This window comes from Novosphingobium sp. BL-S-33, from assembly GCF_056857025.1.
Genome location: NZ_CM166475.1, coordinates 1,758,231 through 1,783,016 on the forward strand (window position 1 = coordinate 1,758,231; position 24,786 = coordinate 1,783,016).

Consider the following 24,786-nt stretch of genomic DNA (forward strand, 5'->3'; position numbering starts at 1 on the left):
GGCGATCGGTTAATCTGATCCGCCGATCCCCAAAGCCACAACGAAATTGCCGGCCATGACGCGAAGATCATCACTCGAACTTGCCGCGGCCGAAGTCGTCACAGTGTTCCTGCCGGGTGAGGCGGTGCTGCCGCAGCGCCGCAGCGGCGGGGCCATCGACAGGACCGAGCAACTTACGAGGCTTGTGCGCTCGCTGGTTTCGGCAAAGCCGGACTTCGACGAGCCCGCGTTGCGCAGGGCGCTGGAGGCGCGGGCTCCGGCGGGCGTGAAAGCCCTGGCCAGTGATCTCGACGACTATGCTGCCTTCGATGCGCGCCATGGCGGGACTGGCCTCCCGGCTCGGGAAGAGCGGGTGGCGGCCTATGTCAACGATTGCGACAGGCGCGGCCTCAGCCCCGCGACCGTGCAGCGGCGGCTCGCCTCGCTGACGGCGGTTCACGACCTGCTGGGACTTCCCGGGCCTGCGCGGAAAGGCGGTGTACGAGATGCCTGTCGCGCGATGCGCCGCCGTGGCGAACCGCGCGGGCGCGATGCAGGGCGGGCAATCGACGCCTTTACGTTGGAGGCGCTGCTCGCTGCCTGTCCCACCACGCCTGCGGGCCTTCGCGATGCGGCGATGTTGTCGCTTGGCCACGATGCGGGATTGCGTGTTTCCGAACTCGTTGGCGTCACCGTCGCGCATCTGGTGCTTCACGATGACGGCTTCGTCGATCTCGAAATCCTGCCCGCCCGAAATGACGGGGCAGGGAAGGGACGCCGGGTCCGCCTCACGCCGGAAACCGTGCGCCGCATCGATCTCTGGCGCGAAGTGGCCGGGCTCGACCGGGGGCCGCTATTGCGCCGCGTATCGGTAGTACGCACCAAGGCGCGCGAGGGGCGGGAAGCGGTGCCATTGGCAAAGCTGGGCTGGAACCACCGTCAGGGCGAGGGCAATCTTGGCGGACGCCGCACCCGTCCTGCGACAAGCGACTATGCGATCGGCGAAAACGCGATGACGCAAGCGGCGATCCGGCTGATCGTCAAACGCGCTGCCAGACGCGCGGCGGAGCAGGGGTTCGTGACTCTTCAAGGCCGCGATCTCGACGCGGCCATCTCCGTGCTCGGCCGGGGCACGCTGCGCTGGCCGCCAGCGACCTGACCGAAAAGGGGGCAGCCATCCCATGGCCGCCCCCTATCATGCACGGTTATCGCTTATTCCGCCGCGATCGCCGGCTGGTCCTTTTCGTCATTGGCCGCTGACGCCAACGGGCTGCCGATCATGCCCATGCCTTTTTCAGAGAGCAGCATGCCGATGAGCGCCTGCAGCGCGCCGCCGCCTTCCGCGCCCGAGGAGCCGCCGGTGTTGATCTGCACCCGCGGCACGATGTCCACGCCCGACTTCTCCAGCGCATCGGCGAGCCGTTCGATGACCTGACGGGTCAGCTGGAACTGCGCGCCGCCCGAAGCAGCGGCCTGCTTCTCGATCGTTTCGGCCGTGGCCAGACCGGTGCGCGTGATCCTCTCGGCATCGGCACCGGCGAGCGCCACGACCTTGGCTGCCTCGCCCTCACCCAGCAGGCGGATGCGGTCAGCCTCCGCCTTGGCCAGCGTGCGGGTCTGCTCGGCATCCTGCGTGGCGCGCTTGAGCGCGGCCTTGCCCTGGTTCTCCTGCACCGTGATCGACAGTTCGGACTCGGTGATCGAGGTCTGCTGATGCGCGCGCGCTTCGGCTTCGCGCAAGGCCTTCTCGCTCTCGGCGGCGATGCGCTGCTTTTCGTAAGTGGTGACGCGTTCCTCGGCGACCTGTCGTTCGCGAAGTTGCTGGAGCACCTTTTCGATCTGGTCGTTGCCTGCCGCCGCGCGCGGGGTGCCGATCAGCACTTCCTGCAATTCGAGGTTGTAGCCGCCGAACTTGGCGCGCATTTCATCGCCCGCCTGCTCCTGAATGTCGGAGCGTTCCTGAAGTAGCTCGATCAGCGTCTTGCGCTGCGCGACGTTCTTGAAATAGGCCGAGACCATCGGATCGAGCGTCTGTTCGACCAGCTTCTTGATGTCACCGAAGCGCTGGATCACCAGCGGCGCCTTGCGATAGTCGATATGCACGACCACCGAGAGCGGCAGCGTCGGTTCGAACGCATCCTTGGTGATCAGCGAGACTTCGGACAGGTTCTCGTCCAGCTTGTGCTGGCCGGTCGTGTCCTGGTCCCACTTCAGGATGAAGTTGGTGGTCGGCACGATCACGATCTTGCCAGCGTAAGTGTTGAACGCATATTTGCCGGGCAGCAGCGGTTCGCTCCAAACGCCGCGCGTGCCGCGCGCCACCAGCTCTCCGTGGCGGTAATCCTCGCCCGAGGTGTCTTTCCCGCTGGCGCCGGTATAGCTGATCACCACGCCGACATGGCCGACCTCGATCACGGTCTTGGAGACCATCTCCACGGTCGCGAAGAGGCGGTTGATGAAGTAGCTGCCCTCAACCAGAACCTGAAGCTGACGGCCGCGGCGCCCGCCGGCGGCGATGAACTTCTCGGGGTCCTGGAAGCTGTTGTGGAAGGTGATATGGTTGGCCTGATCGGTGCCGACTTCGGGCGCGATGATCTGGTCGGCAGTGAGCGCCGGACCGTCATGCACGGTGACGATGCCGATCTGGTCGGACGAGTCCCTGATGACCACGGCGTCGAAGCCGTCGCGCCGGGCGATCTCGCCCTGCATCTGCGCAAAGAGGTCGGCATCGTTGCGCTCGAGGATCAGTCCGTAGATCTGGTCGCGCGTGATGATCACGAACTGCGAGAGGTTGATGGCATAAGTACCCTCGCGCAGGATCGTGCGCTGCGGGCCCTTCTGGCCGCCGTTCGACAGGAAGGCTCGCACGTCCAAGAAATCGGCCGTGGAGGCATTGCTGGCCAGCGTCTGGGTGGGGCCCAGCGGAGCGCCGTCACGCGCGAAGACGTAGCCGATCTGGCCCTGCGGGATCGTCACCAGCGGCTGGCTGTGGACGCGATACTGGAACGGCACGAAGAAGTGATAGCCGCCGCGCAGTACGTCGGGCTGGTAACCCGCCTCGCGGTTCAGCGCGATCAGGCCGCCGGAGATCGAGCCGTTGCGGCTCCATAGCTTCTCGACGATGGCCACACGGTTGTTGCCAACGTACCGAACGCAGCGCGACAGCGTAAATAGAAAGACGACGACGAGAGCCACGACCGCCGAAGCGCCGAGCACAAACATGTTTGTCATCTGGGGAGGTGTCCTTGGGACCTAAGAAACGAGCGCACCAATTGCGCTCGGAGCGATATTTACGCCTGTTCCAAGCGGCTCGCCAGTGAAATACAATAAATTAACCCTGAAAATGTGAGGGGCCGTACCGCGCCTCTACATAGCCCGCGATGATGCGGGCCTGCTTCTCGTCTTCCTGTGCCCCGGCCTCGGCAAGTTCCGCCTCGGCGGCGACTATGCGCTCGATCGTGGCTGCGGCCATGTCGGCCAGAACCGCGCGCTTTTCCGGCGCGGCGGAGCCCAGCGCCCGGACGGAGGTCTCGACTGCTTCCGCGACATCGCGGGCGAGGGCCTGGTAGGCCGGGTCATCGTGATTCCAGCGCGCCGATGTCAGCCGCGCCAGCGCTGCCTCGGCGCGCGGACCGGGCAATGTGCGGGCCTGGTCGATGGCATGGCGCAGCAGGCGCTCCGACCGCTTTGCTGCTGCCCGGGGATCGCGCGCCTGACGGCGCCTTTGCCGCGCACGTAGCAGGGGATCGATGAGCGCAGCGGCAGTCGTGGCGGCCACGGCCAGCACCGCATATCCGCTCAGCAGCGCCGGGCTGAGATGCAGGGCGAGATGCAGGACGCCCTCGGCATCGCCCGGCGCATCGCGCACCACCGCGACGAGCATCGCCAGAAGATAGAACGGCAGGACAAAGTGGAGGAATGCCCCGCCCACCAGTTGCCATGGGAGGACGGGAGCAGTGTGCTCTTTCTCTTTCAAAACGGCATCGTTCGGCACGCGCCTATTGTGCCATACCGGCGCGGCGGGCGCCACAGGCGACTGCGGCGGAACGCCGGGCCGATCGGACCGTTTTAGGCTGCACGAGGCGTGTCCGTCCCAGCCAAGGCGGGGGACAGCGCCGCGAACCGGAGAGTGACGCCCATGCACAAGAGTTTCACCGCATTCGCCAACTTCGTGGCCGGGGCGGCCGGCAAGGCACAGACCTTCATCGTCGCGCTTCTGGTCGTGGTGGTCTGGGCGATCTCGGGACCGATCTTCAAGTGGTCCGACACCTGGCAACTCGTCATCAACACCGGGACGACGATCGTGACATTCCTGATGGTGTTCCTAATCCAGAATAGCCAGAACCGCGACGCCGCCGCCTTTCAGGCCAAGCTCGACGAATTGCTGCGCGCGCTGGAAAATGCCCGCAACGGCTTCATCGGCATAGAGCACCGCAGCGCCGAGGAGATCGACCGCCTGCGCACCCGGCTCGAAGAGGAAACCGGCCAGTGCGAGGATCCGCATCACGCTGCCAAGGCCAGTGTGGGCCGCCTGCTCGACCGGTTTTGAAATGCGCGGACCGGAAAAATTTTCGGTCTCGTGTCGATTTCCGGTCGTCCCGTTCGTCGAGAGATCGAGAGGCTGATAAAAGCCTCCGGTCACGAAGGAGTGAGATCATGCGTGTAATGGTATTCGTGAAGGCGACCGAGGACAGCGAACGCGGCACACTGCCCGCGAAAGAGATGTTCGAGGCGATGGGCAAGTTCAATGAGGAACTGGTCAACGCCGGTGTCTTGGTGGTTGCCGACGGGCTCAAGCCATCGTCGGCGGGCAAGCGGATCGCGTTCGATGGCCCCTCCCGCACGGTCATCGACGGTCCCTTTGCCGAAACACGCGAACTGGTCGCCGGCTTCTGGATCTGGGAAGTCAAGGACATGGACGAGGCTATCGCCTGGGCCAAGCGCTGCCCCAATCCCATGCCGGGGCCGAGCGATCTGGAAATCCGCCCCGTCTACTGCCTGGAGGACTTCGCTGAAATCTTCGACAGCGCGGGGGAGCCGCAGTCCGATGGCTGAATAAGCGCAAATGGTGGGCGAGGAATCGCGCCGGGCGATCGAAGCGGTGTTTCGGATCGAGCGGGCCGGACTCATTGCCGGTCTGGCCCGCATGGTTCGCGATGTCGACAGCGCCGAGGAGCTGGCGCAGGAAGCGCTGCTCGCCGCGCTGGCTGACTGGCCGAAATCCGGCGTTCCCGAAAAGCCGGGCGCGTGGCTCATGACGACTGCCAAGCGCCGTGCGCTGGACAGGATGCGGCGCGACCTGATGCGCGAGCGCAAGCATGCCGAACTTGCCCGCGAACGCGACGATGATGAAGGGGCGGCTGCCGAACGGATCGCCGCTGCCATCGACAACGATATCGGCGACGACCTGCTCAGCCTGATCTTCACTGCCTGCCACCCGGTTCTTTCGGCCGAGGCGCGCGCGGCGCTCACCTTGCGGCTGATCGGCGGGCTGACGACCGAGGAAATTGCCCGCGCCTTCCTGTCCGCCGAGGCCACCATCGCCCAGCGCGTCGTCCGCGCTAAACGCGCCATCGCCAAGGCCGGGCTGGCTTTCGAAGTCCCGCGCGGCGCCGAACGCGCCGTGCGCCTCGCCTCGGTATTGGAGGTCATCTATCTGATCTTCAACGAAGGCTATGCGGCAACCCGAGGCGAGGATCTGATCCGGACCTCGCTTTGCGCCGAGGCGCAGCGGCTCGGCCGGATATTGGCGGGGCTGATGCCGGAGGAGCCGGAAGTGCTAAGCCTGCTGGCGCTGATGGAGATTCAGGCCTCGCGCTTTGCGGCGCGGGTGGCGCCGGATGGCGCCTTCGTGCCCCTGACCGCGCAGAACCGCGCGCGCTGGGACCGGCTCTTGATCCGGCACGGGCTGGCTGCGCTGGAACGGGCGGAGGCACTGGGTGGCAGCGGCGGCGCCTATGCTCTGCAAGCCGCGATTGCCGCCTGTCACGCCCGCGCCCTCAAGGCGGAAGATACCGACTGGCCGCGCATCGCGGCGCTCTACGACCGGCTGCGCGCCGTCGTGCCGTCGCCGGTCGTCGACCTGAACCGTGCAGTGGCGCACAGCATGGCCTTCGGACCGGAGGCCGGGCTCAGGCTGATAGACGAGATCGCGGACGCCGCCGTACTGCGCGACTACGCGCCGTTGCCGGCCGCGAAAGGCGATTTCCTGTTCCGCGCCGGGCGCCTCGGCGAGGCGCGCGTCGCCTTCGAAACCGCCGCCGGGCTTACGCGCAACGCGGTGGAGAAGTCGTTCCTGCTGTCACGCGCCCGGTCCTGCATGTCCTGAAGCAAGCGGAATGCGGATCACTTTGCCTGACGCGCCGGAATAGCTTGTCCGGAGTGTCCGCTGATTTCGGTACCGGCGTGCGGGGCAAATCGCAGGTTCCAGATCGTTGCCGACAACGAGATGGCGGTCACGACCCAGAATGCCGAGGAGAAGTCGCTGATGGTCGGCGTCTCATGCCCATGGGCCAGCGTGGCAAGGTGCAAGGCCACCGCCGCGATGCAGATGCCGAGCGAGAGCATAAGCTGCTGGAAGGTGGAGTAAAAGGCCGTGGCGCTGCTCATCTGGCGCTTGTCGATGCCGTCGTAGGCGATCGTGTTGTAGGCGGTGAACTGGAACGACATGAAGAACCCGGCCAGCATCAGCACGCCGAACATCGCCCAGGTCGGCCAGTCCGGCCGGAACAGGCCGCAGACGGCATAGCCTGCCGTTGCCACGAAGCCGTTTGCGATCAACGCTCTGCGAAAGCCGAAGCGGCGCAGAATCCGGGGCGCGAAGCTTTTCATCGCCAGCGAGCCGATGGCGGTCGCCACGGTGATGGTGCCGCTGCGCGCAGCCGTGAAGCCGAAGCCCACCTGCATCATCAAGGGCAGCAAGAAGGGCTGCGCGCCTTGCGTGATGCGCGTCAGCGAACCGGCAATCACGGAAAGGCGGAACGTGTCGTCCTTCAGCAGCGTGAGGTCGAGGATGGCGCCCTCGCGCCGCTTGGCGTGGGTAATGTAGCTGAGGCCCGCGACGATGCCGATGGCGACGAGGCCGGCCGAGATCCATTCGCGGCCCGGTCGGCTGGCCATTTCGAAGCCGAACAGCAGGCAGCCGAGCGCAATGCCGCTCAGCACGAAGCCCAGCACGTCAAAGCGATTGGGCCGCTCTTCGCGGACATTGGCGATGAAGCGCCCGGTCAGCCAGAGGCCCAGAACGCCCATCGGCAGGTTGATGTAGAAAATCCATCGCCAGTCTAGATAGGTGACGATGAAGCCGCCCAGCGGCGGACCGATGATCGGGCCGATCAGCGCCGGCACCAGCAGCCACGACATGGCGCTCACCATGTCCTGCTTGGCGACCGAGCGCAGCAGTACAAGGCGCCCGACCGGGATCATCATGGCGCCGCCGATCCCTTGCACGAAGCGCGAGACGACGATCATTTCCAGCGTCGGTGACTGGCCGCAGGCAAGGCTGCCCAGCGTGAACAGCACGATCGCGGTGCGGAACACGGTGCGTGAGCCGAACCGGTCCGCCAGCGTGCCCGAGGCGGGAATGAAGATGGCGAGCGCCAGCAGGTAGGACGTGAGCGCCACGCTCATGTCCTGCGCGCGTACGCCGAAGTCGCGCGCCATCGTCGGCAGCGCGGTGGCCAGCACGGTCGCGTCGACGAATTCCATAAACAGGGCCGAAGCGATGATCAGCGCGACCAGCCGGTAGTTCCTGCTGGCGGCCGGGGCGCCCATGTCGGGCGTCATGGCGATCGAGCCTGCGGCGGGCACGATGCCGTCGCGTACTTCGGCATTGACGGAAGCGATGCCGCGCCTGCGGGGCCTCAGCATCGGGTTGCGGCTTCGGAATATCGAATCTGCATGATGTCCGGACCATAGCCGGGTCGGTCATCCATGCATCCATCAATTTGTGCGCGAGCGTTTCAATTTGCGCGCGTTATCGCTGAATTCCTCCGGGCAAGGTTCTTCGAAAAAATGCGAAAGTGCACTCGAACGCTTTCAGGCGTAACTACGGCTGCGATGGACAAAGGGCAGGGAGAGCTGCGTGACCGGTATCGAAGCTTCCGCACATGCGTTCGAGCAGTGGCAGCGCACCCGGTTGGGGGCGCTATTTGTCGAGAAGGATCTGGAACGCAAGCATAACAAGATGCGCAAGGGCGTGTTTCCGTTCCTGCGGGCCACGTACTGGCGGTGGTCGGAAATCGTCCTCGATATGCTCCCGCATTGGCGCGATGCGAGCCAGGTGCTGGCGATCGGCGACACCCATCTCGAAAACTTCGGTACTTGGCGCGATGCCGAAGGGCGCCTTGTCTGGGGCGCCAACGATTTCGACGATGCCTGCGTGATGCCCTGGTCGCTCGATCTTGTCCGCCTCGCGACAAGCGCGGTGCTGGCGGCCGGCGAGGATGCCGACATCGCGGGGATTTGCGCGGCCATTTGGGAAGGGTACCGCGAGGGTATTGCCGCGCCTTCGCCGATCATTCTGGACCGCGACCGGGGGTGGCTGCGAACCGACCTCGTGCTGGGCGATGAAGAGCGTAAGGAATTCTGGGAGGATTTCGATCAACCGGCCAGCGTCATTCCCGCAAGTTATCTGTCGGCTCTCAAGGCATCGCTTCCCTCCGACGGCGGGGATCCGGTCTGCTTCGCACGGCAGGCGGGCACGGGCAGCCTTGGCAAGCCGCGTTTCGTGGCCAGTCTTGCCAACTGGCGCGGAGGGCCGGTGCTGCGGGAAGCCAAGGGGATGCTCCCCTCCGCGTGGACGCTTTTCCACGGCGGCACAGAAGCGCCGGGCGTAATGGAGATCGCGCAAGGCGCATTTCGTTCGCCCGATCCCTGTCTTCAGATCCATGGAGATATCCTCGTCCGCCGGCTTTCCCCGAACAGCCGGAAAATCGAGGCGGAAGACAAGGGGCGGCTGCTTCTGCGGCCGCGGATGATGCGCATGATGGGGCAGGAAATCGCCAACTGCCATGCCGGTGACATCGCGCGTGCGGCTGCTGTGCGGGCCGAAGTGATGACCAGATCCGGCGATTGGCTGGAGCCCGATGCCCGGACCATGGCGAAGGTGGTGGCGAAAGATCAGAATGATTTTGCATCGAGCGGCGGATGACCGGTGAGGTTGGTTAATTTCAAGCAGTCAGTAGTAATTTATGATAAATTGAGATTAATTACGCAATATGTCGAATCCTGTTCATATAAAATATTGTCAAGTGAATAATGGTTGTAGAGTTATCTAGGGGATTTTGGTAATTGATGCGGCTATCCGGCCGGGATGAGATCTGAGGGTTTTGGCATGACGAACGCGAAAACGGATCTTGATGCCGTTGTCATAGATCTGCATCTTGCCAGAAATTCGAAAGATGACCTGGACATGGTGGGTCTGGTCCAGGAATTCGTGCTTGCCCTGCCTATGGACGTGTTCACGGTCGCCCATGACGGCACGGTGCTGAACGCCAATCTGTCGCACACGATCCGATCGCCGGCAGGCCTGGAGCAATGCCGGTCGGTCATCGGCGCCCCGTTCGAGAATGCGCTGGGTCGCCTGCCCATCGACGACGAGAGCCGCCGGGAAATTAGCGTTCAGCTGAACGCCGTGCTGCGCGGCACGGTGCTGACGGCGCGTCGCTGCTATCGCCTGCTGGCGTCCGATCCCGATATCTTGACGGTTCAGGCAACCCGCATGTCCGGGCGCGCGGGCCAGATGCTGGTCGTGCTGCAGCCGGAGCGCAGCACGGTGTCCGAGCGGTGCGGCCGCAGGGCGTATCAGGCCCAGTTCCTGCGGGCGCAGGACGAGGAACGCAGACGGATCGCCCGCGATCTGCATGATGGTACCGCGCAATATCTGGCGCTGGCGCAAGTCATGCTGGAAGCCGTGCGCAAGGCTCGCACGGTTGATGCCATGGAAGATGCCTGCGCCGATATCGAATCCGCCCTGAGTACCGCACAGCACCAGATGCGGACGCTCAGCTACGTCCTCCACCCGCCCGAACTGGAAGCAGGCGGCATCGTCGAGGCACTGGCATCGTTCCTGAAGGGTTTTGCGCGCCGTACCGGGCTCCGCGTGCGCTTCCGCAACCTTGCCGGTTACATCAGGCCATCGGCCGATCTTGAGATCGCCTTGTACCGGGTGGCGCAGGAAGCGCTGGTCAATGTCGGCAGGCATGCTTTTGCCAGCACGGTTGACGTGCGGCTCCGTCATATCGGCGGGTACCTTGTGCTTGAGATGGAGGACGACGGCATCGGTATCTCTACCGATATTCTGGAAGGCTGCATGCGCGAGGCGGTTGGCGTCGGCCTTGTCGGCATGCGCGAACGCGTCGAGGGGCTGGGCGGCGTGTTCTGCGTGGAGCGGGGGTTGAAGGGCACGAAGATCAGCGCGCGTTTTCCGCAGCGACGGGCCGAGGATGTGGCACCCGGGCGCGGGGCCGGAGCCGAGATCGTTACGGCTCGACGATATTGTTCCGAACCGCGTAAAGCACGAGTTCCGCCGTCGTCCTGATCTTCAGCTTGTGCATTGCCGCGGCGCGGTGGGTCTCCACCGTCTTCACGCTGATTTCGAGGATGTGAGCGATCTGCTTGTTGAGCTTGCCCTCCGCGATCAGCTGGACGATTTCCCGCTCTCGCGCGGTGAGGGTGGTATTCTTTTCGGAGGTGTGATCGCTTTCGATGAAATGTTCGAGCAGCGTTTCCGAAATGGCGCCCGAGAAATAGGGCTTCCGCTTTGACAGGGCCTTGACCGCCGCCACCAGATGGGTGCCGCTGTCCGATTTTAGCACGTATCCCCGGGCTCCGGCGCGCAGTACGTCGATTAGCAGGCTTTCCCGGTCGTGCATCGTGTAGATCAGAATCTCAGTGCGTGGCAGGGCGTGCTTGATTGACCGTGTAAGCTCGAGTCCGTTCATCAGCGGTAGCGAGTAGTCGAGAATGGCGATGTCGGGCTGAGTCTCGAGGGCAAGGCCCAGAGCCTCGCGCCCGTCGGCCGCTTCGGCCACGACTTCGAAAGAGGAATGAGATTCAAGCAATGTCCGCACGCCCTTGCGCATGGCCTGGTGGTCGTCGGCGATCAGGATTCTGCTTGTGGGCGGCCGCATGCGAACTCCTTTGCTCCTGGTCCGTTCTCAGGTTCGATGAGTTCGGGCGACCATCATCGCCGCACAATTCACGCGTTCAATCGGGGATTACCCTAGCGGTTCGCGCAATCGCATCGAAGAGAGGAGGCACCATCCGCGTGGTGATGCCCCGGTCGCCGGCGTTCGCAAAGCGATTATTTTCCGAATTAGCAATCGATTGCCGCGCCGCAGGTGTCGCTAGAGAGCGAAGTCTCGCAGAACGCGCCGCACTTTACCGGCAAACGAGATTGCCCTCGCGGGGCAGCGCAACGAAGGCGATGGATTTTGCCGGGATCATCAGCGATCCGGACACCGGCTTGCCCTCAAGCCCCGAAAGCTGGTTGTTTCCGCCGAGTTCCGGCGTCTTTCCGTTGATCGTCACCGCGCGGTCGTCGAGCGATTTTGCCTGCATTATCCAAGCTGTCGCGTTCGTGCCGGTCGTCAGGGAAAGGGGCGCATCGCCTAGGTTCATGGCGGCCAGCCCGACACCTCCGGCATGCCCGCGCAGGCAATGCGCATAGATCCGCAAGTCGGGGAAGGGGGATGCAGGGCTTTGCAGCACCGTCGTGTCCATCGTGCGGCGCCACAATACGGCCGCCCAATAGTTCGGCCGGGGCGCAAGGGTGTCCTGATCGATCAGGGCATAGTCGGATGCTGCCAGCGTGTTGTGCATGACCACCTGAACGCCCTTCTGCGCCAGCAGGCCCAACTGGTTTATGTAGCGAAACGTGTCGGTGAACGTCGCCGCCCAAGGGCTGCCGCCGCAGGCCGCCTGCGACGTTTCGGTCAGCCACATCGGATCGTCCGGCTCGTATTTGTCCCGCAGGCCGGAATAATAGCGCCAATCGCGCAGCGTGCGATCGAGCCAAGCCGGCGTCAGCGCCGCGTCCTTGTCCGCCGTTTTGGGACGCATTTTGGCGCAGCGCTGCGAGACGTCGCCATAGAAGTGATAGGAAACGGCATCGAGCGTATTCGGGCTTTCCTTCATCAGCTCCTCCGAGAGGAGAAGCTTCGATAGATCGGCCACCGGAATGCTGCGCATCGCGCCTTCGCCCACGCCTCCGGGACCAAGCACTTTCATATGCGGCGCGTTTTGTCTGGCCCACTGGCGGAAAATGCCGAAATCCCGGGTGTAGTCGGCCACCGAATAGCTCTTTGGCAGATGACTGACAGATGCGGCATTCGGTTCGTTGATGAATTCCGAAAAGGCAAGATCGCCCCCTGCGCTGCGGGTCAGATCCAGCAGCCGCTGTGCCTGATCGGTTTTCCAGACCCCGCTTTCATCGCGCGGCCCTTCGCTCACCGCATAGCTGACGCCGAGCTTGGCATCGACGGCCTTGGCAAACGCCACCACGCCCCGCCACTGTGCCTGCGTGAGCACCTGATTGTAACCGGCGGGCGGTGCTGTCAGATGCTCGCCCTCGGCTTCCAGATAGGTCGAGTTTGCCCAAGTGCCGCTCACGCGGGCGTAAGCGGGCCCCAGTTCGCGTGCGAGTGCGCGCAGGCGCCTGTTCCCAAGGTCGATGGGCGGCCGCATGCGATAGACTTCGCCTTCGGCGCCGCCGTAGGACGCCCAGAAGCGCCCTCCGGTCACTTCGACCATCTCGATGTTGTAGGACTGAAAACGCGGGTCGACAGTCGCGACGCTGGGCAGGTCGGCATAGGGGCCGGCATGCAAATTTGTTTCGCGGGCAGGCGCTGCCCCGGTCGTCACGATCATCAGCAATGCCGCCGCGCCGGAAAGGCAGGCCTGTTTCATCCCGCGCATCTCTTCATCCTTACAGGTTCATGTCATCATTCGGCCAGATCGGCGGCCATGGGAATACCGCTTGACGGCTGAGGATCGGTACGCGGAGCGGCGGCTACGCGATCCTTGAGCTTCTCGAAATCCGCTTCGAACTTGGGGCGGATCGTTCCGCAGATGCGGTCCCAGATCGTTGTGTAGCCGCCATAGTTGCCATTGAAGTAGCGATGATGCTGATCGTGGAAGGTCGCGGTGATGAACCACTTGGTGGCCCAGCTGCGGTTCCACCAGCGCGGCATGAACTCGTAGCCCGAATGGACGTAGAGCCCCATGAAGATGTTGGTCGGCAGGATCAGCATCAGCGTGGCGTCGTGGACGGCGAAGATCGTCAGGAACAGGGGTACGAAACCGCCGTTTATGATCGATTCCAGCGGATTGACCGAGAGCGTGGTCAGCAGGTTGGGTGATGTTGACTTGTGATGGAGCTTGTGGACCCAGCTGTAGAACGGCTCCTTGTGCATCCAGCGGTGCAGCCAGTAGAAATAGGTGTCGAACAGCAGGAAATAGAGCCCGTACTCAAGGGCGATCACCCACCATCCGGCCGGGGCGTTTTGGAACGTGACCCAACCTTGGGCCTTCAGCCAGGCGGTCAGGCCGCCAAGGATCTTGCCGGAAATGGCCAGCGTCACCAGTGCGACGAGCGCCTCGTTGCGGAAGGTCTTCCACTTGAACCCGCGCGGCTGGATCTTGCGCGCCTTGAAATAGCCGGTGACGATCCCGGACAGAATGCCGGTCGCCACGAAGAGGATAAGCCACAGCCGCAGCAGGTGGTCCCCGGTCGTCATCGCCTCGATCATCGCTCGTCAGCCCAGAACCAGCGCAAAGGCAAAGACGTGGAGGACAAGAGCGAGCGTGCCGGCGAAAGCGTGCGACGCGGGAAGCGAGCTGGACATGCGATTTTCTCCATTCGGCGATGCATCCTGCCCGCCGTCAGGTGATCCATCGCAGCGCGCGATTGGCCGGCAACCGATTTTACGTTACGTTGCCGCCGCCACTGCCAAACAGGCGGAAAACGTTGATTTTCCCAATTGGCGGTTCGTGAAATGGGAGAGAATGCCAGATGAGCCGCCTTCGCCAGTTCCTGTTAGAGCTTTGGGCGATGCTCGTCTCCGCAGCGGTCATCGGCTTTCTTGGCCCCTTCGGCACGTACCTTGAGGCGGACTTTCCGTCGCGGGTATGGGAATGGTGGGCTCATCTAATGGGGGCCTATATCGTCGTCCGGCCGGCCATCGGCTTATGGGTGGCGGTCGCGGATGCAACCTCACTGCCGCGGCGTTCCATCGTGTTCTGGGGCGTGATCGTGACGAGCTTCCCGCTCGCCCTGATTTGGCAATGGGTCGGAAGTGCGTTCTTCCATGCACTGGGTGGGTTCGCCGGCATTCTTCCGTTTGCTCTGCTCAGTGCCATGGGCGTGCTTGTCGTTGTCTGGTGGGCGCGGCGGGTGGACGAGGAATTTGGCGCTCCGCTGGCTGCCGAACCGGACGATGCACGCAGTCCGGGACTGGTCGCAGAGGCTGTGCCGGTTCCATCCATCCCAGCGGGCGGGCCCCGCTTGTTGGGAAGGCTTTCGCCGCAGTTCGCCGGTCCGATTCAGGCGCTCCAGAGCGAGGACCACTATGTCCGCGTGCACGGCGTCGCTGGCAGTGAGCTTTTGTTCATGCGCCTTCGCGATGCCATCGCGGAGATGGACGGGATGGCCGGGCAACAGGTCCACCGCAGCTGGTGGATCGCGCAGGGCGCTGTCGCGTCGATAGAGGCGGACGGCCGCTCGCGACGGATCGTTCTGGCCAATGGCGCGACGGCGCAAGTGGCGCGGGAATCCGTTGGCCGGCTGGAGAGCAGTGGCTTCCTGTCGAAGGGCGCTTAGCTGTCCTTCATCGAACCCCTGCGTCGTTTCCGCCGCCGGCTTTTTATCATCTGATCGGTATCAACAGGGAAGGTGTGGTCGCCGGTTTTGAGGCTACCACGCACTTGCGTCCGAGATGAAAGCGGTGATCGCGCGGCGGACCCATTCCTGTCGCACGGGGCGTGAAACCGGGCGATCGGTGAGCATCACGTTCACGTAGTAGCCGCGCAGCATCAGGATGAAGGCTTCCGCCGCGCCGTCCGCATCCTTGGTGACCTTGCCTTTCGCAGCGGCGCACTGGCGGATGAAATCGGCGATCTGCTGCACGCCGATCTGGGTCCGTTCGGCGGCTGCGATGCCCAATTCGGGAAAGCGGTGAGACTCGCTGTAGATCAGGCGATTGACGCCCAGCAGCCCTCCACTGAAGCTGATTTCCAGCGACCGGTCGGCATAGGCGAGCAGCCCTTTCTCCAGATCCGCGTCCCCCGCTTGGAGTTGCAGCAGCGTTGCGCTGAGGGCGTGGTCCATCTGCTGGAACATGATCGCCCGGAACAACTGCTCCTTCGACGAATAGCGCGAGTAGAGCGTCGTCTTGGAGATGCCGGCGGCCTTGACGATCCGGGTCATCGACGTGCCGCCATAGCCGTGGCGCAGGAATTCCTGAAGCGCAACATCCAGCAACTGGCCGTCAATTTCGGCGACTTCTTCCAGCGTCGGCCGGCCGCGTGCCCGCGGAGTTGCAGCCCTGGATCCGGTAGCCTTGCCTCCGGTACTGTTCGGCCGGGTATTCTTGGGGCCGGAATTGGCGATCGCTGGTGCCGTCATGAAACCGGCATGCCGAAACCGCCGGGCGTTGGCCACCGATAATTCGCCGTGTGGGGATCGGGCAAGGCGGGGCAAAGCTTGACAAGCGCGGCCCCGCCGACCCAGACAAGAAACGAACCAGTCGGTATCATTTAATGCCGCGGGCTGCCCGCTGGAGCAGCCATCTTGCCGCGATGCGCGCGGGATCTGGTCGAAAAACGATCCGGCGGGCGAGGTCCTGACAGTGAACACCGCATGCAAGCCGACAGATGTTCCCGCACCGGGTGAAATCGATATTCCCGCGCTTCGGCAACGCTACGCCCGTGAGCGGGACAAGCGGCTGCGGCCCGAAGGCGGCGAGCAATATCTGAAGACCGAGCACGAGTACGCCCAGGCATACGAAGCCGATCCCCACATGCCGCTGGTACCGCGCGATCCGATTTCCGAGGATCTCGACGTTGCCGTGCTCGGCGGTGGGTTCTCGGGGCTGATGGCGGGGGTGCACTTGCGCAACGCGGGTGTCTCGACATTTCGCCATATCGAACATGCCGGGGATTTCGGCGGGGTCTGGTACTGGAACCGATACCCCGGCGTGCAGTGCGACAACGATGCCTATTGCTACATGCCGCTGCTGGAGGAGACCGGCTACTTCCCCTCGAAGAAGTTCGCGGACGGCTTCGAGATACAGCGCCATTGCCGCCGCATCGGCGAGCAATACGGGCTTTACGAGAACGCGCTGTTCCACACGCGTATCACCGCGCTGCGCTGGGACGAAGAACGCGATCGCTGGCGGATCGCCACCGATCGCGGCGACGACATACGTGCACGCTTCGTCATCATGTGCGGCGGCCCGCTCAACAGGCCAAAGCTTCCCGGCATTCCGGGACTGCACGATTTCAGGGGCAAGGTCTTCCACACCGCGCGCTGGGACTATGCCTATACCGGCGGGCGCTGGGAGGATCCGGTTCTCGACAAGCTGGCGGACAAGCGCGTGGCGATCGTCGGCACGGGCGCGACGTCGATCCAGGCGGTGCCCTTCCTCGGCAAGTATGCGAAGCAGCTTTATGTCTTGCAGCGCACGCCCCCCACGGTCGATGCGCGCCCGAACCCGCCGACCGACATGGAATGGGCGCGGTCCCTCCAGCCCGGCTGGCAGAAGGAGCGTCAGCGCAATTTCCATCATGTCGCAATCGAGGGCATGCGGCCGGGCGATGTCGACCAGATTTGCGATATCTGGACCGAAATCAACCGCGACCTTGCCGCTGAACTGGCTGGCGAAGGCTGGCCGGACCTGAGGCTCGAAGCCTATCTCGAGCGCCGCGAAGCCATGGATTTTCGCGTGATGGAGCGCATGCGCCGCCGCGTCGAAGCCATTGTCGAGGACAAGGCGACCGCCGAGGCGCTCAAGCCCTGGTTCGGCTTCAACTGCAAGCGTCCGCTATCGAACGATGACTATTACCCGACTTTCAATCGCCCGGCCGTCAAGCTGCTGGACGTGTCCCCCACGCGCGGCGTCGAGCGGCTGACCGAAAACGGCTTCGTGCATGAAGGCACCGAATATGGGATCGATTGCCTGATCTGTGCCAGCGGGTTCGAGGTCACCAGCGATCTCGACCGCCGCTGGGGCATCGGTGCGGTCGATGGGCGCGGCGGTCAGTCGCTCTATGAGAACTGGGCGGACGGCTATCGGACGTTGCATGGGGCGATGAGCCACGGCTTCCCCAACCAGTTCTTCACAGGCTATGTGCAGGGCGGCTTCAATGCCACTACCATCGAGCAGTTCAGCCGGCAGGGCTATCACATCGCCTATATCATCAGGCAGGCGCTCGATCGCGGGGCAACGGCGGTCGAACCCACGCTGGATGCTCAGGACGCATGGGTCGCGAAGATCCGTGCCACGGCCGTCGACATCTCGAAGCTCCAGCGGGAATGCACGCCGGGCTACTTCAACAACGAAGGCGATCACAAGGGCAGGCGCTGGTATCTGGGCGAATCCTACGGTCCGGGCTGGGATGCCTTCGAGACGATGATGCAGGATTGGCGCGATGCCGGGACCCTGGAGGGTCTCAGTGTCACGTGCCGCGCGGCGCAGACGGCGGATTGAATGCGGCGGGGAACGGGAGGGGGCTCGCTCCCCGTTTCCCGGCGGCTATTGCGCTTCGATTTCGTGGCGCCGGCTCTCGACATCCGCCAGCAGCGGCAGGATCTTCTGGTCGGCGAGGATCGTGCAGTAGTACTCGTTGACGTGCACGATCTTGCCTTCCAGCAGCGTGAAAACCATGCAGTACTGGTTGCAATAGGCCTCGCCGTTGACGAGCGTGGCATTGCCCTCGAATTCCACGACGACACGGTCGCCTTCGCCGGTGACCGACTTGAAATCGGGCCGGAGGCCGGTCGGGATCAGGTCCTTGAAAGCAGCGGTCGTGGCCACGATGAGTTCGTAGGGGCGGGCCCCCGAAAGCTTCCCGAAGCCCTTGGCTACCGTCACCGCATCGGGCGAGAGGCAGCGTTCGGCCGCAACGGCATCGCCATTGCTGAACGCTTCGATGAACGCGATCACGACCTGCTTGTTGGTTTCGCTCATGTCTTTCATCTCCTCTCGACCGCGGTATGCGTGCCGGACATGCCGAACAGGGACCTGACGAACCGGACCAGACGCGCCGGCCAGGATGGCGGCGCGGCTTCAGCTGCGACGATTCCCGCGTTTTCGGCTTCGGCTTCGATTTCGGCCTTGAGCTGCTGCGCGAAAGCCTTGGCGAACTGGGGAAGCAGCGGCTTGCCCATGGCCTCCCACATCTTGGCCATCTGCCCGCTGCCGACCACTTCCACGCGCAGCGTCACTTCGGTTTCACCGGACCTGACGGCACGCGCGATGTAAGTGCCGCCACCTTGAACCGGATCGCCTTCCAGATCGTAAGTAAACGTCACCCGCCCGGGGCCTGCCCATTCGGTCACGTGCACATTGACTTTGACTGTCCGCACGAGACCGCCCGCGCCGACTTTCAGGACCCAGTGCGAACGGTCTGCATCGATGATCCTGCATTCACGCAGTCCGGGCATGAGTTTCGCCCAACGCTCGATGTCGCGAACATGGGTCCAGACCGCGTCGATGCCAACATCGATCACGACGCTCTGTTCGGTTTCGATCATTCGGCGGCCTCAAGCCGCTGCCGCCGCGCCAGTTCCTCGTCGAGCAGGGTGCTCGGGCGGCCGATTGCGTGGAGCGCCGCAAGGTAGCCGTGGGTGATGCCGCGGGCGTTGGTCATGCCGCTCTGCATGACCGCGCCGTTGTCCAGTCGCGCCATCGAGTTGCCGGCGACGTAGAGGCCCTCGATCGGTTCCTCGTCCCAACCGATCACGCGGCAATGCTCGTCGCCTACGAGCCCGGCTGCCGCGATGCCGCCGCCTGCCATGCGGTGGAGTTGCACGGCGTAGAACGGCGCCTGCAAAAGCGGGCCGAGATTGCCGTTGGGCTTCTGGTTGGGGTCGCCGCACATGGTTACGCTCCACGGGAAGGCACCGCGCCGGAATTCGGGATCCTCGCCCGCCAGTGAATAGCGGTTGAAGGCTTCTACGGTGTCCAACAGCCCCTGCGTATCGACACCGATCCTGTCCGCGAGTTCGGCAAGGCTGCCCGCGGTGACGCCCATGCTTTCGGGAATCTCCTGCCCCGGCATGACCCCGCCAAACGGGTATTTCTCGCGTGCCTGATGGTCGAAGATGGCCCAGCACGGGTAATTGCTGTGGGTCTGCGTATTGCCGTCGATTGCATTGATGGCGTGCGCGATGGAGCGATAGAAGGCCTCGTTTCCGAAGCGCTTGCCGGCGCTGTTGACGACAATCGTGTGCGGCAGGCCCATGAACGGCAGCGCGCCCCGCCATAGCGGCAAGTCGCCCTCCTGTTCCTCGCCCGGGGTATGGATGCCAAGTATCGTTCCATCGGGAACGCGGGCGATCCGGGCGCCGAACGGTCCGGCGAGCCGCAAGTGCGCGCCGTCGATCGTCTGCATGACCATCGATTGCGGGTCGAGCTGGTTGCCGAGGGTCCGCGAATAGGTCGGATCGCGCTCATAGCTGCTGACGGCAATGACAACGCCGCGATTTGCCTTGATGTAGATATCGCGCCCGTCGCGCTTCGCGCGCACGCCGACGATCCGCTCCCCATCGCCGATCAGCTTTTCGACATTCACGCCGGTATTGAGGGGGATTGCGCGATCGAGCGCGCCCTTGACGAAGTAGGCGGCAAGACCGGGGCCAAGACAGCGCTCATCGCTGCCCATCCGTTCGGACATCGCGGTATAGTCCCAGTTGAGCATGTTCGCGGTGCCGCCATTGGTGAAAATGTCGTGATGCGTCATGCTGTAGGGAACATGGGGCGAGACCCGCGTCCGGGACTGCCATTCGCCGAGCGAGGCGGCGGGGAAGGGGACCGGTTCGAGCAGGCGGCCCTCGGCCACGCTATCGTTGGTGTGAGGATAGTAATAGTCCGGGCATCCCGGAATGGCGGCGAGCCGGAGGTCGATGGTCTCCTCGAAATAGCGTAGCGCCACTGGGGCATGGATCGCCTGATTGAGAATGGCGACGTCATCAGCATATCCCGCCGATAGGCCCTTCACGTAGCGAAAGCCGCTTTCCGGGGAGTCCTCTACACCCAGCGCCTTGCCCAGATGGTTGCCCGCCACCCAGACCTCGCCCATCGAATAGGCCGTGACGCCGCCGACCTGCTCCGAACGTTCGAGGACCAATGCCGAAAATCCGTGGTCCTGCGCCGTGATCGCGGCGCACAAGCCGCCCGCGCCGGAGCCGATTGCCACGACATCGGCTTCCAGATCCCACTGTTCCGGCAGCTTTTCCATCTTCACCGGCTCTCTCCCACCGACCGTTTTCGGCAAGGCTGCCGCAGTCTTATTTTATGATACGGAATGGTCTTATTAATGGCTAGGCCCGGGGGTGGAGGCGTGTCAAGCCGCGCGCGCCTTGGGGAGGGCGGCGGACAGGCGAATGGACGGGAAGAGGAACGCAGCGAGGGGCCTGATCGGCCCCTTGCGGGGGAACTAACTGTCCCGCCCGGTCCCTGCGGTTACACTGGAGCCCGCCTTTTGAGAATTGCGTCGATATCTCCGCGCACGCCTTCGACCGAAGTGTCGAGAGGGCCGCCTGCCAACGGGATCTCGGTATACATGACCCTGCGCTCGCTCGATACAGGCGGCGTCGCCTCATGCAACGTGCAGGACAGATGGACGGTAAGGTCGCCGGGCTCGGTCTGCATTGCCACCACCGGCAGATAGGGCCGGGTCTTGGCGTGCTCCACCGAAATGCCGACGCGGTGCGATCCTGCGATCACTTGCAATTGGCCGTTGCCTGGTCCCGAAGCCGTCAGCGAAATACCCACCGTCATGCGTGAGCACGCATAGGCATGGCGGCCGAGGTGGCAATCGCGGTGGAAGGTCAGATCGGACGGGCCTGATACGATCCCGACAGGCTTGAACAGCGCCTCGATGATACGGCCCTTCGCCGGCTTGCGTTCGAGATGGTCGTGTCCGGCCAGCACCCGATGGAGCAGATCCCACTGCGGGCCTTCCAGCAGCGCGCGCGTGGCGGGCGAACGCTCGACGAAATCCTGAAGGCGCACGCAGGCACGCGATCCGTCCGCCAGGGTCGCCCACCAGGACTTGCCGTCGCCTTCGCTATAATCGGGTAGCGCGGCATCCATGTCGCGGCTGATGCGGGCCATGTCCGTCGGATCGAGCCAGCCCCGCAGATGCAGAAAACCAGCTTCCCTCAGGAAGTGCGCAATGTCCGCCGGGTCCGAAGCGGGTGTGAAACTTGCATTGAGATCGAGAGGCTGCCCGTGCCGGTCCAGGAAGGACAACTGCTCCGGCAGCACGGTCCAGCCTTCGAGAAGCGTGTGCCATAGCGCGTCCCACGAGGAGAGCGCTTCTCTGTTCGTGCGGTCGGGTTGGAGTTCGCCGGTCACCAGCAGGCCATTGAAAGTCACAAGGTTCTGCGCGACCCGCGAGAACTGGTCCTCGCTCAGCGCGACGACGAGAGCGCCCGGCGTGTTGCCGTTAGCCGCGACGAGCTTCTCCCCCTCTGCGGCGATTGACCATGCCTGCTCGCCGACTTCGACAGTCAGGGGTGGTGCTTCGAGCCATCGCATGCCCGAGGCAACCAATGCGCCGTTCCGCTCGGCAAGCCGCGGAAACTCCTCCTCGAAAAAAGCGGCAGCGGCGATGGAGCGACAATCACTGTCGCGGCGCGTGCGACGGTCGAGCTTGGTCGGCATCTTTATCTCCCACACAGGCAGGCAATAGCAGCGCCTGCGTGCCTGCCGCCGCTGGCGACAGGCACAGATAACATAGGGTCTCAGAACTTCTTGCTGATCCCGAACTGGAACACACGGCCAATGCTGGTGACGGCATATCCGTCCAGCGAGTTGATCGAGCCGTTGTAGGGCGGCGGATCCTTGTCGAACAGATTGTCGACGTTGAAGGTCAGCGAAAGGTCCTTCATCACGCCTGTCCCCTTGAAGTCGTATTGGGCGAAGAGGTTGATAGTGTCGAAGTCCTTGATCCGGGACTGATTGAGGCTCGAAGCCAGCGGCGCGACATCCCATCCGCCAAGGTGCCGCCAAGTGGCCTGCGCACGCAGGTTCCCGAAGGTTGCGCCCAAGGTGCTGGACAGGATGAAGCGTGTCTGCGCCTTCACCGTGTTGACGAAGGGGGCATCCGAGACGGACTGTTCGTTGCGATCCAGGACGTAGTTGCCGTTGATCTGGGTATAGACCGAGCCGAAGCCGGTCTGGTGATCGTACGAAAGCGAAACGTCGAGACCGTCGGTGTTCACCGCCGCAAGGTTGGTGCGGCGGCCATCGGCGATGGAGTAGACCTGTCCCGGCACCACCGTATAGGGCGAGACTTGCGCCAGCCCACCCGGGACTTGCGAGGCCAGTGCATTCACTTGCGCGATCGTCGGGTTCATCACGTAATTGCTGGTGAACAGCGAATAGAACACCGAGGGATTGAACACCGGCGGGATGTCGATGAGGTTCTTGAAGCGGATGTTGTAGTAGTTCAGCGTCAGCGCCAGGCCGGGCACGGAGGGGGGCGCGATGTCCATGCCTATCGACCAGGTCGTTGCCTTCTGGGGCTTGAGATCGGTGCCGCCGCCGCCCAGGAAGATTTGCGCCTGTCCGGGCAATGGGGCTACGGCCGGGTTCGCGAAGAGGATCAGCGGGAACGCGAAGATCGTGGGCGGCGCGGCATCGGCGCCGTCGGCAAGGCTGGGCGCCTGGAACGATTTGCCCCAGCTCCCGCGGATTTTCAGGCCGTCGAACGGTTCGTAAGTGGCGCCGAACTTCGGATTGAAGGTGCCGCCGAAGTCGCTGTAGTGGTCGTAGCGGCCCGAGGCCGACAGGCTGAGCGAATAGAACCCGCCAGTACGGTTGCCCTCACCGATGACGGGGACCTGCACTTCCCCGAACAGGGCGGCGATGCGCCTGCTGGCGGAGTTGAACGGCAGGTCGTCGACGGCGGCGGCGCTGACGGTGCCGTTGATCCGGGATTCGTACTTCTCGTAGCTGTACTCGCCGCCGACGGCGACTTTCACCTCACCGCCGGGCAGGCTGAAGAGGCTGCCATCGAGCACAAGCCGGGTATTCACCATCTCGTTCTTGCCCAGACCATAGTCGAGGAAGTTCGAGATGAGCGGCAGGACCGCGCTGTTGGCGGGGTTCGACAGGTTGTAGGGGTCGAAGTTGCCGGTCAGCACCAGTCCCGAAAGCGTGCCGTCGTCGATCTTCTGGTTGGCGACTTCGGATCGGCCGCGCCCGTAGTTCGCCAGCCAGCGCAATTGCCAGCCATGGCCGAGATCCGCCGTGGCCGATGGCGTAAAGCCCCAGGTTTCGAGGCGGGTGCTCTGGCTGGTATGGTCGCCGAGGATCGAGGAGAAATCCATCGAAACCGACTGCGGCGCGAAGCTGTTGGCATCGCCGGTGTTGCGGTAGAACGGATTGAGCACCATCCCCGGAGCGTACGGATTGACGGGGGCGATCGTGGCGGTTGCCGTGACCGGTCCGCCGTCTCCCTTGTTCACGCGGTTCATGTAGAACGCGCGCATGTCGAACGTCACCGGGCCGCCATCGTCGTAGGACATCCCCGCGAAGACAGAATGCCGCGTTTCGCTGGGATAGAACGTGCGGTTCTGGCTGATATCGCAGCGATTGCCGGTGCTCAGCGTCAGGCCGGGCAGGGCATAGACCGAGGATCCGATCGAGACGTTGCCCGCCCCGCACGTCAGATCGAGGGGTAGCCCGGTCGTATAGTCGAGGCGGCGGACAAAGTCGCGGTCCCGGCCGTAAAGCGAATCGTGCCACGAATAGTCGTAGCTTGCGTAGACGGAGAGCGAATCCCAGGTCTTGCCTACTGTCACGTCGGCATTGGCGGATTGGTAATCGGACTCAAAGCCGTAGCGGCCCTTGACCTCGATACCGTCGAAACGCTTGCGGGTGATGAAGTTGATAACGCCGCCCACCGCATCGGCGCCGTAGATCGATGAGCCGCCGTCCAGCACGATCTCCACGCGCTCGATGGCGCCGGGGGCGATCGCGTCGGGATCGGGCACCGTCTGGCGCACGCCCATGCCGGGCAGCCGGTGGCCGTCCACCAGGATCAGCGTCGACGAGCCGCCGCCCGAAGCACCCGGCAGATTGCGCAAGTTGGGACGATTGATCGTGATCTGGCTGGAATTGATGGCCGAAACGATCGGTGTGGTATTGAAGGATGCCGCCTGCGGCACGCTTGCAAGGAGCTGCGCCGTCGAATTCGCGCCGATTGCGGTAATCGCCTCGGAATTGATCGAGACCGTTTCGGAACCCGCCGGTGCCACCCCGCGCAGCAGGGTGCCGGTGACGATAATTTCCTTGATTTCCTTGTCGCTCAGGGCCGTCTGGCTGTCCTGATCGGGCGCCGGCCCCGTCTGTGCAAGCGCCGCCACCGGCGCGAGAGCGATCATCGATACACCGAGTAGCACATAGCGCCGCACGGGACTGGAAGTCCTCTTCATACCCTCTCCCTTTTCGGCACCTGCGGATTTTTTCTCCGGGTTGCCTGTCCAGTTCGCCCCGCCCCCCTTGGTTTTAGTGCCGCTTGTCGAGGGTGTCGGAGCGTTGGAGGCTTGAGCGTGACAGATTCGCCAAGCCTTGT

At 63.8% G+C, this 24,786-nt stretch carries 20 protein-coding genes; 8 read left to right on the forward strand and 12 right to left on the reverse strand.

What is annotated here, in order from left to right:
* Positions 1 to 55: 55 nt before the first annotated feature.
* Complete coding sequence (locus tag AC1VVM_RS24275; protein WP_482956784.1) at positions 56 to 1,138, forward strand: tyrosine-type recombinase/integrase; 1,083 nt, start codon at positions 56 to 58, stop codon at positions 1,136 to 1,138.
* Positions 1,139 to 1,191: 53 nt separating this feature from the next.
* On the opposite strand, the gene AC1VVM_RS24280 is transcribed toward AC1VVM_RS24275, so the two are convergent.
* The gene (locus tag AC1VVM_RS24280) at positions 1,192 to 3,210 is read right to left on the reverse strand and encodes an SPFH domain-containing protein (protein ID WP_482956785.1); all 2,019 of its coding nucleotides are present in this window, start codon (positions 3,208 to 3,210) and stop codon (positions 1,192 to 1,194) included.
* 100 nt (positions 3,211 to 3,310) lie between these two features.
* The gene (locus AC1VVM_RS24285) at positions 3,311 to 3,955 is read right to left on the reverse strand and encodes a hypothetical protein (protein ID WP_482906243.1); all 645 of its coding nucleotides are present in this window, start codon (positions 3,953 to 3,955) and stop codon (positions 3,311 to 3,313) included.
* A gap of 162 nt (positions 3,956 to 4,117) precedes the next feature.
* Between AC1VVM_RS24285 and AC1VVM_RS24290 the strand changes: the two genes are divergently transcribed.
* From AC1VVM_RS24290 to AC1VVM_RS24300, 3 genes are all read left to right on the forward strand, one after another.
* A complete protein-coding gene (locus tag AC1VVM_RS24290; protein WP_482906244.1) occupies positions 4,118 to 4,528 on the forward strand; it encodes a low affinity iron permease family protein in 411 nt (136 codons plus the stop codon).
* Positions 4,529 to 4,635: 107 nt separating this feature from the next.
* Entirely contained in the window at positions 4,636 to 5,034 is a 399-nt protein-coding gene (locus tag AC1VVM_RS24295; protein WP_482906245.1) for a YciI family protein, read from the forward strand.
* A gap of 10 nt (positions 5,035 to 5,044) precedes the next feature.
* Positions 5,045 to 6,307: an RNA polymerase sigma factor gene (locus tag AC1VVM_RS24300; RefSeq protein ID WP_482956786.1), complete on the forward strand. Its 1,263-nt coding sequence runs from the start codon at positions 5,045 to 5,047 to the stop codon at positions 6,305 to 6,307.
* Positions 6,308 to 6,324: 17 nt separating this feature from the next.
* Here the strand turns inward: AC1VVM_RS24300 and AC1VVM_RS24305 are convergent, their stop codons facing one another.
* Positions 6,325 to 7,848 carry a DHA2 family efflux MFS transporter permease subunit gene (locus tag AC1VVM_RS24305; RefSeq protein ID WP_482906247.1) on the reverse strand — a complete coding sequence of 508 codons (1,524 nt, stop codon included), beginning with the start codon at positions 7,846 to 7,848 and terminating at the stop codon, positions 6,325 to 6,327.
* A 214-nt stretch (positions 7,849 to 8,062) separates the two neighbouring features.
* Between AC1VVM_RS24305 and AC1VVM_RS24310 the strand changes: the two genes are divergently transcribed.
* Positions 8,063 to 9,130, forward strand: a complete 1,068-nt coding sequence (locus AC1VVM_RS24310) for a DUF2252 family protein (RefSeq protein ID WP_482956787.1) — start codon at positions 8,063 to 8,065, stop codon at positions 9,128 to 9,130.
* Between the two features lie 183 nt (positions 9,131 to 9,313).
* Positions 9,314 to 10,519: a sensor histidine kinase gene (locus tag AC1VVM_RS24315; protein ID WP_482956788.1), complete on the forward strand. Its 1,206-nt coding sequence runs from the start codon at positions 9,314 to 9,316 to the stop codon at positions 10,517 to 10,519.
* On the opposite strand, the gene AC1VVM_RS24320 is transcribed toward AC1VVM_RS24315, so the two are convergent.
* The 3 genes from AC1VVM_RS24320 to AC1VVM_RS24330 all read right to left on the reverse strand — a co-directional run bounded on the left by AC1VVM_RS24320 (position 10,461) and on the right by AC1VVM_RS24330 (position 13,730).
* Positions 10,461 to 11,111 (reverse strand): response regulator, encoded by a 651-nt coding sequence (locus tag AC1VVM_RS24320; protein ID WP_132391555.1) that lies wholly within the window; start codon positions 11,109 to 11,111, stop codon positions 10,461 to 10,463. The two genes, AC1VVM_RS24315 and AC1VVM_RS24320, sit on opposite strands and share 59 nt — an antisense overlap.
* Before the next feature lie 250 nt (positions 11,112 to 11,361).
* The gene (locus AC1VVM_RS24325) at positions 11,362 to 12,897 is read right to left on the reverse strand and encodes a hypothetical protein (RefSeq protein WP_482956789.1); all 1,536 of its coding nucleotides are present in this window, start codon (positions 12,895 to 12,897) and stop codon (positions 11,362 to 11,364) included.
* A 26-nt stretch (positions 12,898 to 12,923) separates the two neighbouring features.
* Positions 12,924 to 13,730 carry a sterol desaturase family protein gene (locus AC1VVM_RS24330; RefSeq protein WP_482956790.1) on the reverse strand — a complete coding sequence of 269 codons (807 nt, stop codon included), beginning with the start codon at positions 13,728 to 13,730 and terminating at the stop codon, positions 12,924 to 12,926.
* Between the two features lie 263 nt (positions 13,731 to 13,993).
* Between AC1VVM_RS24330 and AC1VVM_RS24335 the strand changes: the two genes are divergently transcribed.
* On the forward strand, positions 13,994 to 14,800 hold the full coding sequence (locus AC1VVM_RS24335) for a LytTR family DNA-binding domain-containing protein (RefSeq protein ID WP_482956791.1): 807 nt from the start codon (positions 13,994 to 13,996) through the stop codon (positions 14,798 to 14,800).
* Positions 14,801 to 14,893: 93 nt separating this feature from the next.
* Here the strand turns inward: AC1VVM_RS24335 and AC1VVM_RS24340 are convergent, their stop codons facing one another.
* Positions 14,894 to 15,604: a TetR/AcrR family transcriptional regulator gene (locus AC1VVM_RS24340; protein ID WP_482956792.1), complete on the reverse strand. Its 711-nt coding sequence runs from the start codon at positions 15,602 to 15,604 to the stop codon at positions 14,894 to 14,896.
* Between the two features lie 223 nt (positions 15,605 to 15,827).
* Here AC1VVM_RS24340 and AC1VVM_RS24345 point away from each other — a divergent pair, with 223 nt between their 5' ends.
* Positions 15,828 to 17,687: a flavin-containing monooxygenase gene (locus tag AC1VVM_RS24345; protein WP_482956793.1), complete on the forward strand. Its 1,860-nt coding sequence runs from the start codon at positions 15,828 to 15,830 to the stop codon at positions 17,685 to 17,687.
* Between the two features lie 45 nt (positions 17,688 to 17,732).
* Here the strand turns inward: AC1VVM_RS24345 and AC1VVM_RS24350 are convergent, their stop codons facing one another.
* The 5 genes from AC1VVM_RS24350 to AC1VVM_RS24370 all read right to left on the reverse strand — a co-directional run bounded on the left by AC1VVM_RS24350 (position 17,733) and on the right by AC1VVM_RS24370 (position 24,646).
* On the reverse strand, positions 17,733 to 18,167 hold the full coding sequence (locus tag AC1VVM_RS24350; protein WP_482906255.1) for a nuclear transport factor 2 family protein: 435 nt from the start codon (positions 18,165 to 18,167) through the stop codon (positions 17,733 to 17,735).
* A 5-nt stretch (positions 18,168 to 18,172) separates the two neighbouring features.
* Positions 18,173 to 18,733, reverse strand: coding sequence for an SRPBCC family protein (locus AC1VVM_RS24355; RefSeq protein WP_482956794.1), 561 nt, complete (start codon positions 18,731 to 18,733; stop codon positions 18,173 to 18,175).
* Positions 18,730 to 20,439 carry an FAD-binding protein gene (locus tag AC1VVM_RS24360; protein WP_482957372.1) on the reverse strand — a complete coding sequence of 570 codons (1,710 nt, stop codon included), beginning with the start codon at positions 20,437 to 20,439 and terminating at the stop codon, positions 18,730 to 18,732. The genes AC1VVM_RS24355 and AC1VVM_RS24360 overlap by 4 nt, the downstream gene beginning before the upstream one ends.
* 224 nt (positions 20,440 to 20,663) lie before the next feature.
* A complete protein-coding gene (locus AC1VVM_RS24365) occupies positions 20,664 to 21,869 on the reverse strand; it encodes a phytanoyl-CoA dioxygenase family protein (protein ID WP_482956795.1) in 1,206 nt (401 codons plus the stop codon).
* 80 nt (positions 21,870 to 21,949) lie between these two features.
* Positions 21,950 to 24,646, reverse strand: coding sequence for a TonB-dependent receptor plug domain-containing protein (locus tag AC1VVM_RS24370; protein WP_482956796.1), 2,697 nt, complete (start codon positions 24,644 to 24,646; stop codon positions 21,950 to 21,952).
* Between the last annotated feature and the right edge of the window lie 140 nt (positions 24,647 to 24,786).

Coding starts and splice junctions, on each gene's coding strand:
- AC1VVM_RS24290 (WP_482906244.1), top strand. CDS start 4,118: ATGCACAAGAGTTTCACCGCATTCGCCAACTTCGTGGCCGGGGCGGCC.
- AC1VVM_RS24275 (WP_482956784.1), top strand. CDS start 56: ATGACGCGAAGATCATCACTCGAACTTGCCGCGGCCGAAGTCGTCACA.
- AC1VVM_RS24370 (WP_482956796.1), bottom strand. CDS start 24,646: ATGAAGAGGACTTCCAGTCCCGTGCGGCGCTATGTGCTACTCGGTGTA.
- AC1VVM_RS24315 (WP_482956788.1), top strand. CDS start 9,314: ATGACGAACGCGAAAACGGATCTTGATGCCGTTGTCATAGATCTGCAT.
- AC1VVM_RS24305 (WP_482906247.1), bottom strand. CDS start 7,848: ATGCTGAGGCCCCGCAGGCGCGGCATCGCTTCCGTCAATGCCGAAGTA.
- AC1VVM_RS24280 (WP_482956785.1), bottom strand. CDS start 3,210: ATGACAAACATGTTTGTGCTCGGCGCTTCGGCGGTCGTGGCTCTCGTC.
- AC1VVM_RS24295 (WP_482906245.1), top strand. CDS start 4,636: ATGCGTGTAATGGTATTCGTGAAGGCGACCGAGGACAGCGAACGCGGC.
- AC1VVM_RS24350 (WP_482906255.1), bottom strand. CDS start 18,167: ATGAGCGAAACCAACAAGCAGGTCGTGATCGCGTTCATCGAAGCGTTC.
- AC1VVM_RS24355 (WP_482956794.1), bottom strand. CDS start 18,733: ATGATCGAAACCGAACAGAGCGTCGTGATCGATGTTGGCATCGACGCG.
- AC1VVM_RS24335 (WP_482956791.1), top strand. CDS start 13,994: ATGAGCCGCCTTCGCCAGTTCCTGTTAGAGCTTTGGGCGATGCTCGTC.
- AC1VVM_RS24330 (WP_482956790.1), bottom strand. CDS start 13,730: ATGATCGAGGCGATGACGACCGGGGACCACCTGCTGCGGCTGTGGCTT.
- AC1VVM_RS24340 (WP_482956792.1), bottom strand. CDS start 15,604: ATGACGGCACCAGCGATCGCCAATTCCGGCCCCAAGAATACCCGGCCG.
- AC1VVM_RS24360 (WP_482957372.1), bottom strand. CDS start 20,439: ATGGAAAAGCTGCCGGAACAGTGGGATCTGGAAGCCGATGTCGTGGCA.
- AC1VVM_RS24300 (WP_482956786.1), top strand. CDS start 5,045: ATGGTGGGCGAGGAATCGCGCCGGGCGATCGAAGCGGTGTTTCGGATC.
- AC1VVM_RS24325 (WP_482956789.1), bottom strand. CDS start 12,897: ATGCGCGGGATGAAACAGGCCTGCCTTTCCGGCGCGGCGGCATTGCTG.
- AC1VVM_RS24320 (WP_132391555.1), bottom strand. CDS start 11,111: ATGCGGCCGCCCACAAGCAGAATCCTGATCGCCGACGACCACCAGGCC.
- AC1VVM_RS24365 (WP_482956795.1), bottom strand. CDS start 21,869: ATGCCGACCAAGCTCGACCGTCGCACGCGCCGCGACAGTGATTGTCGC.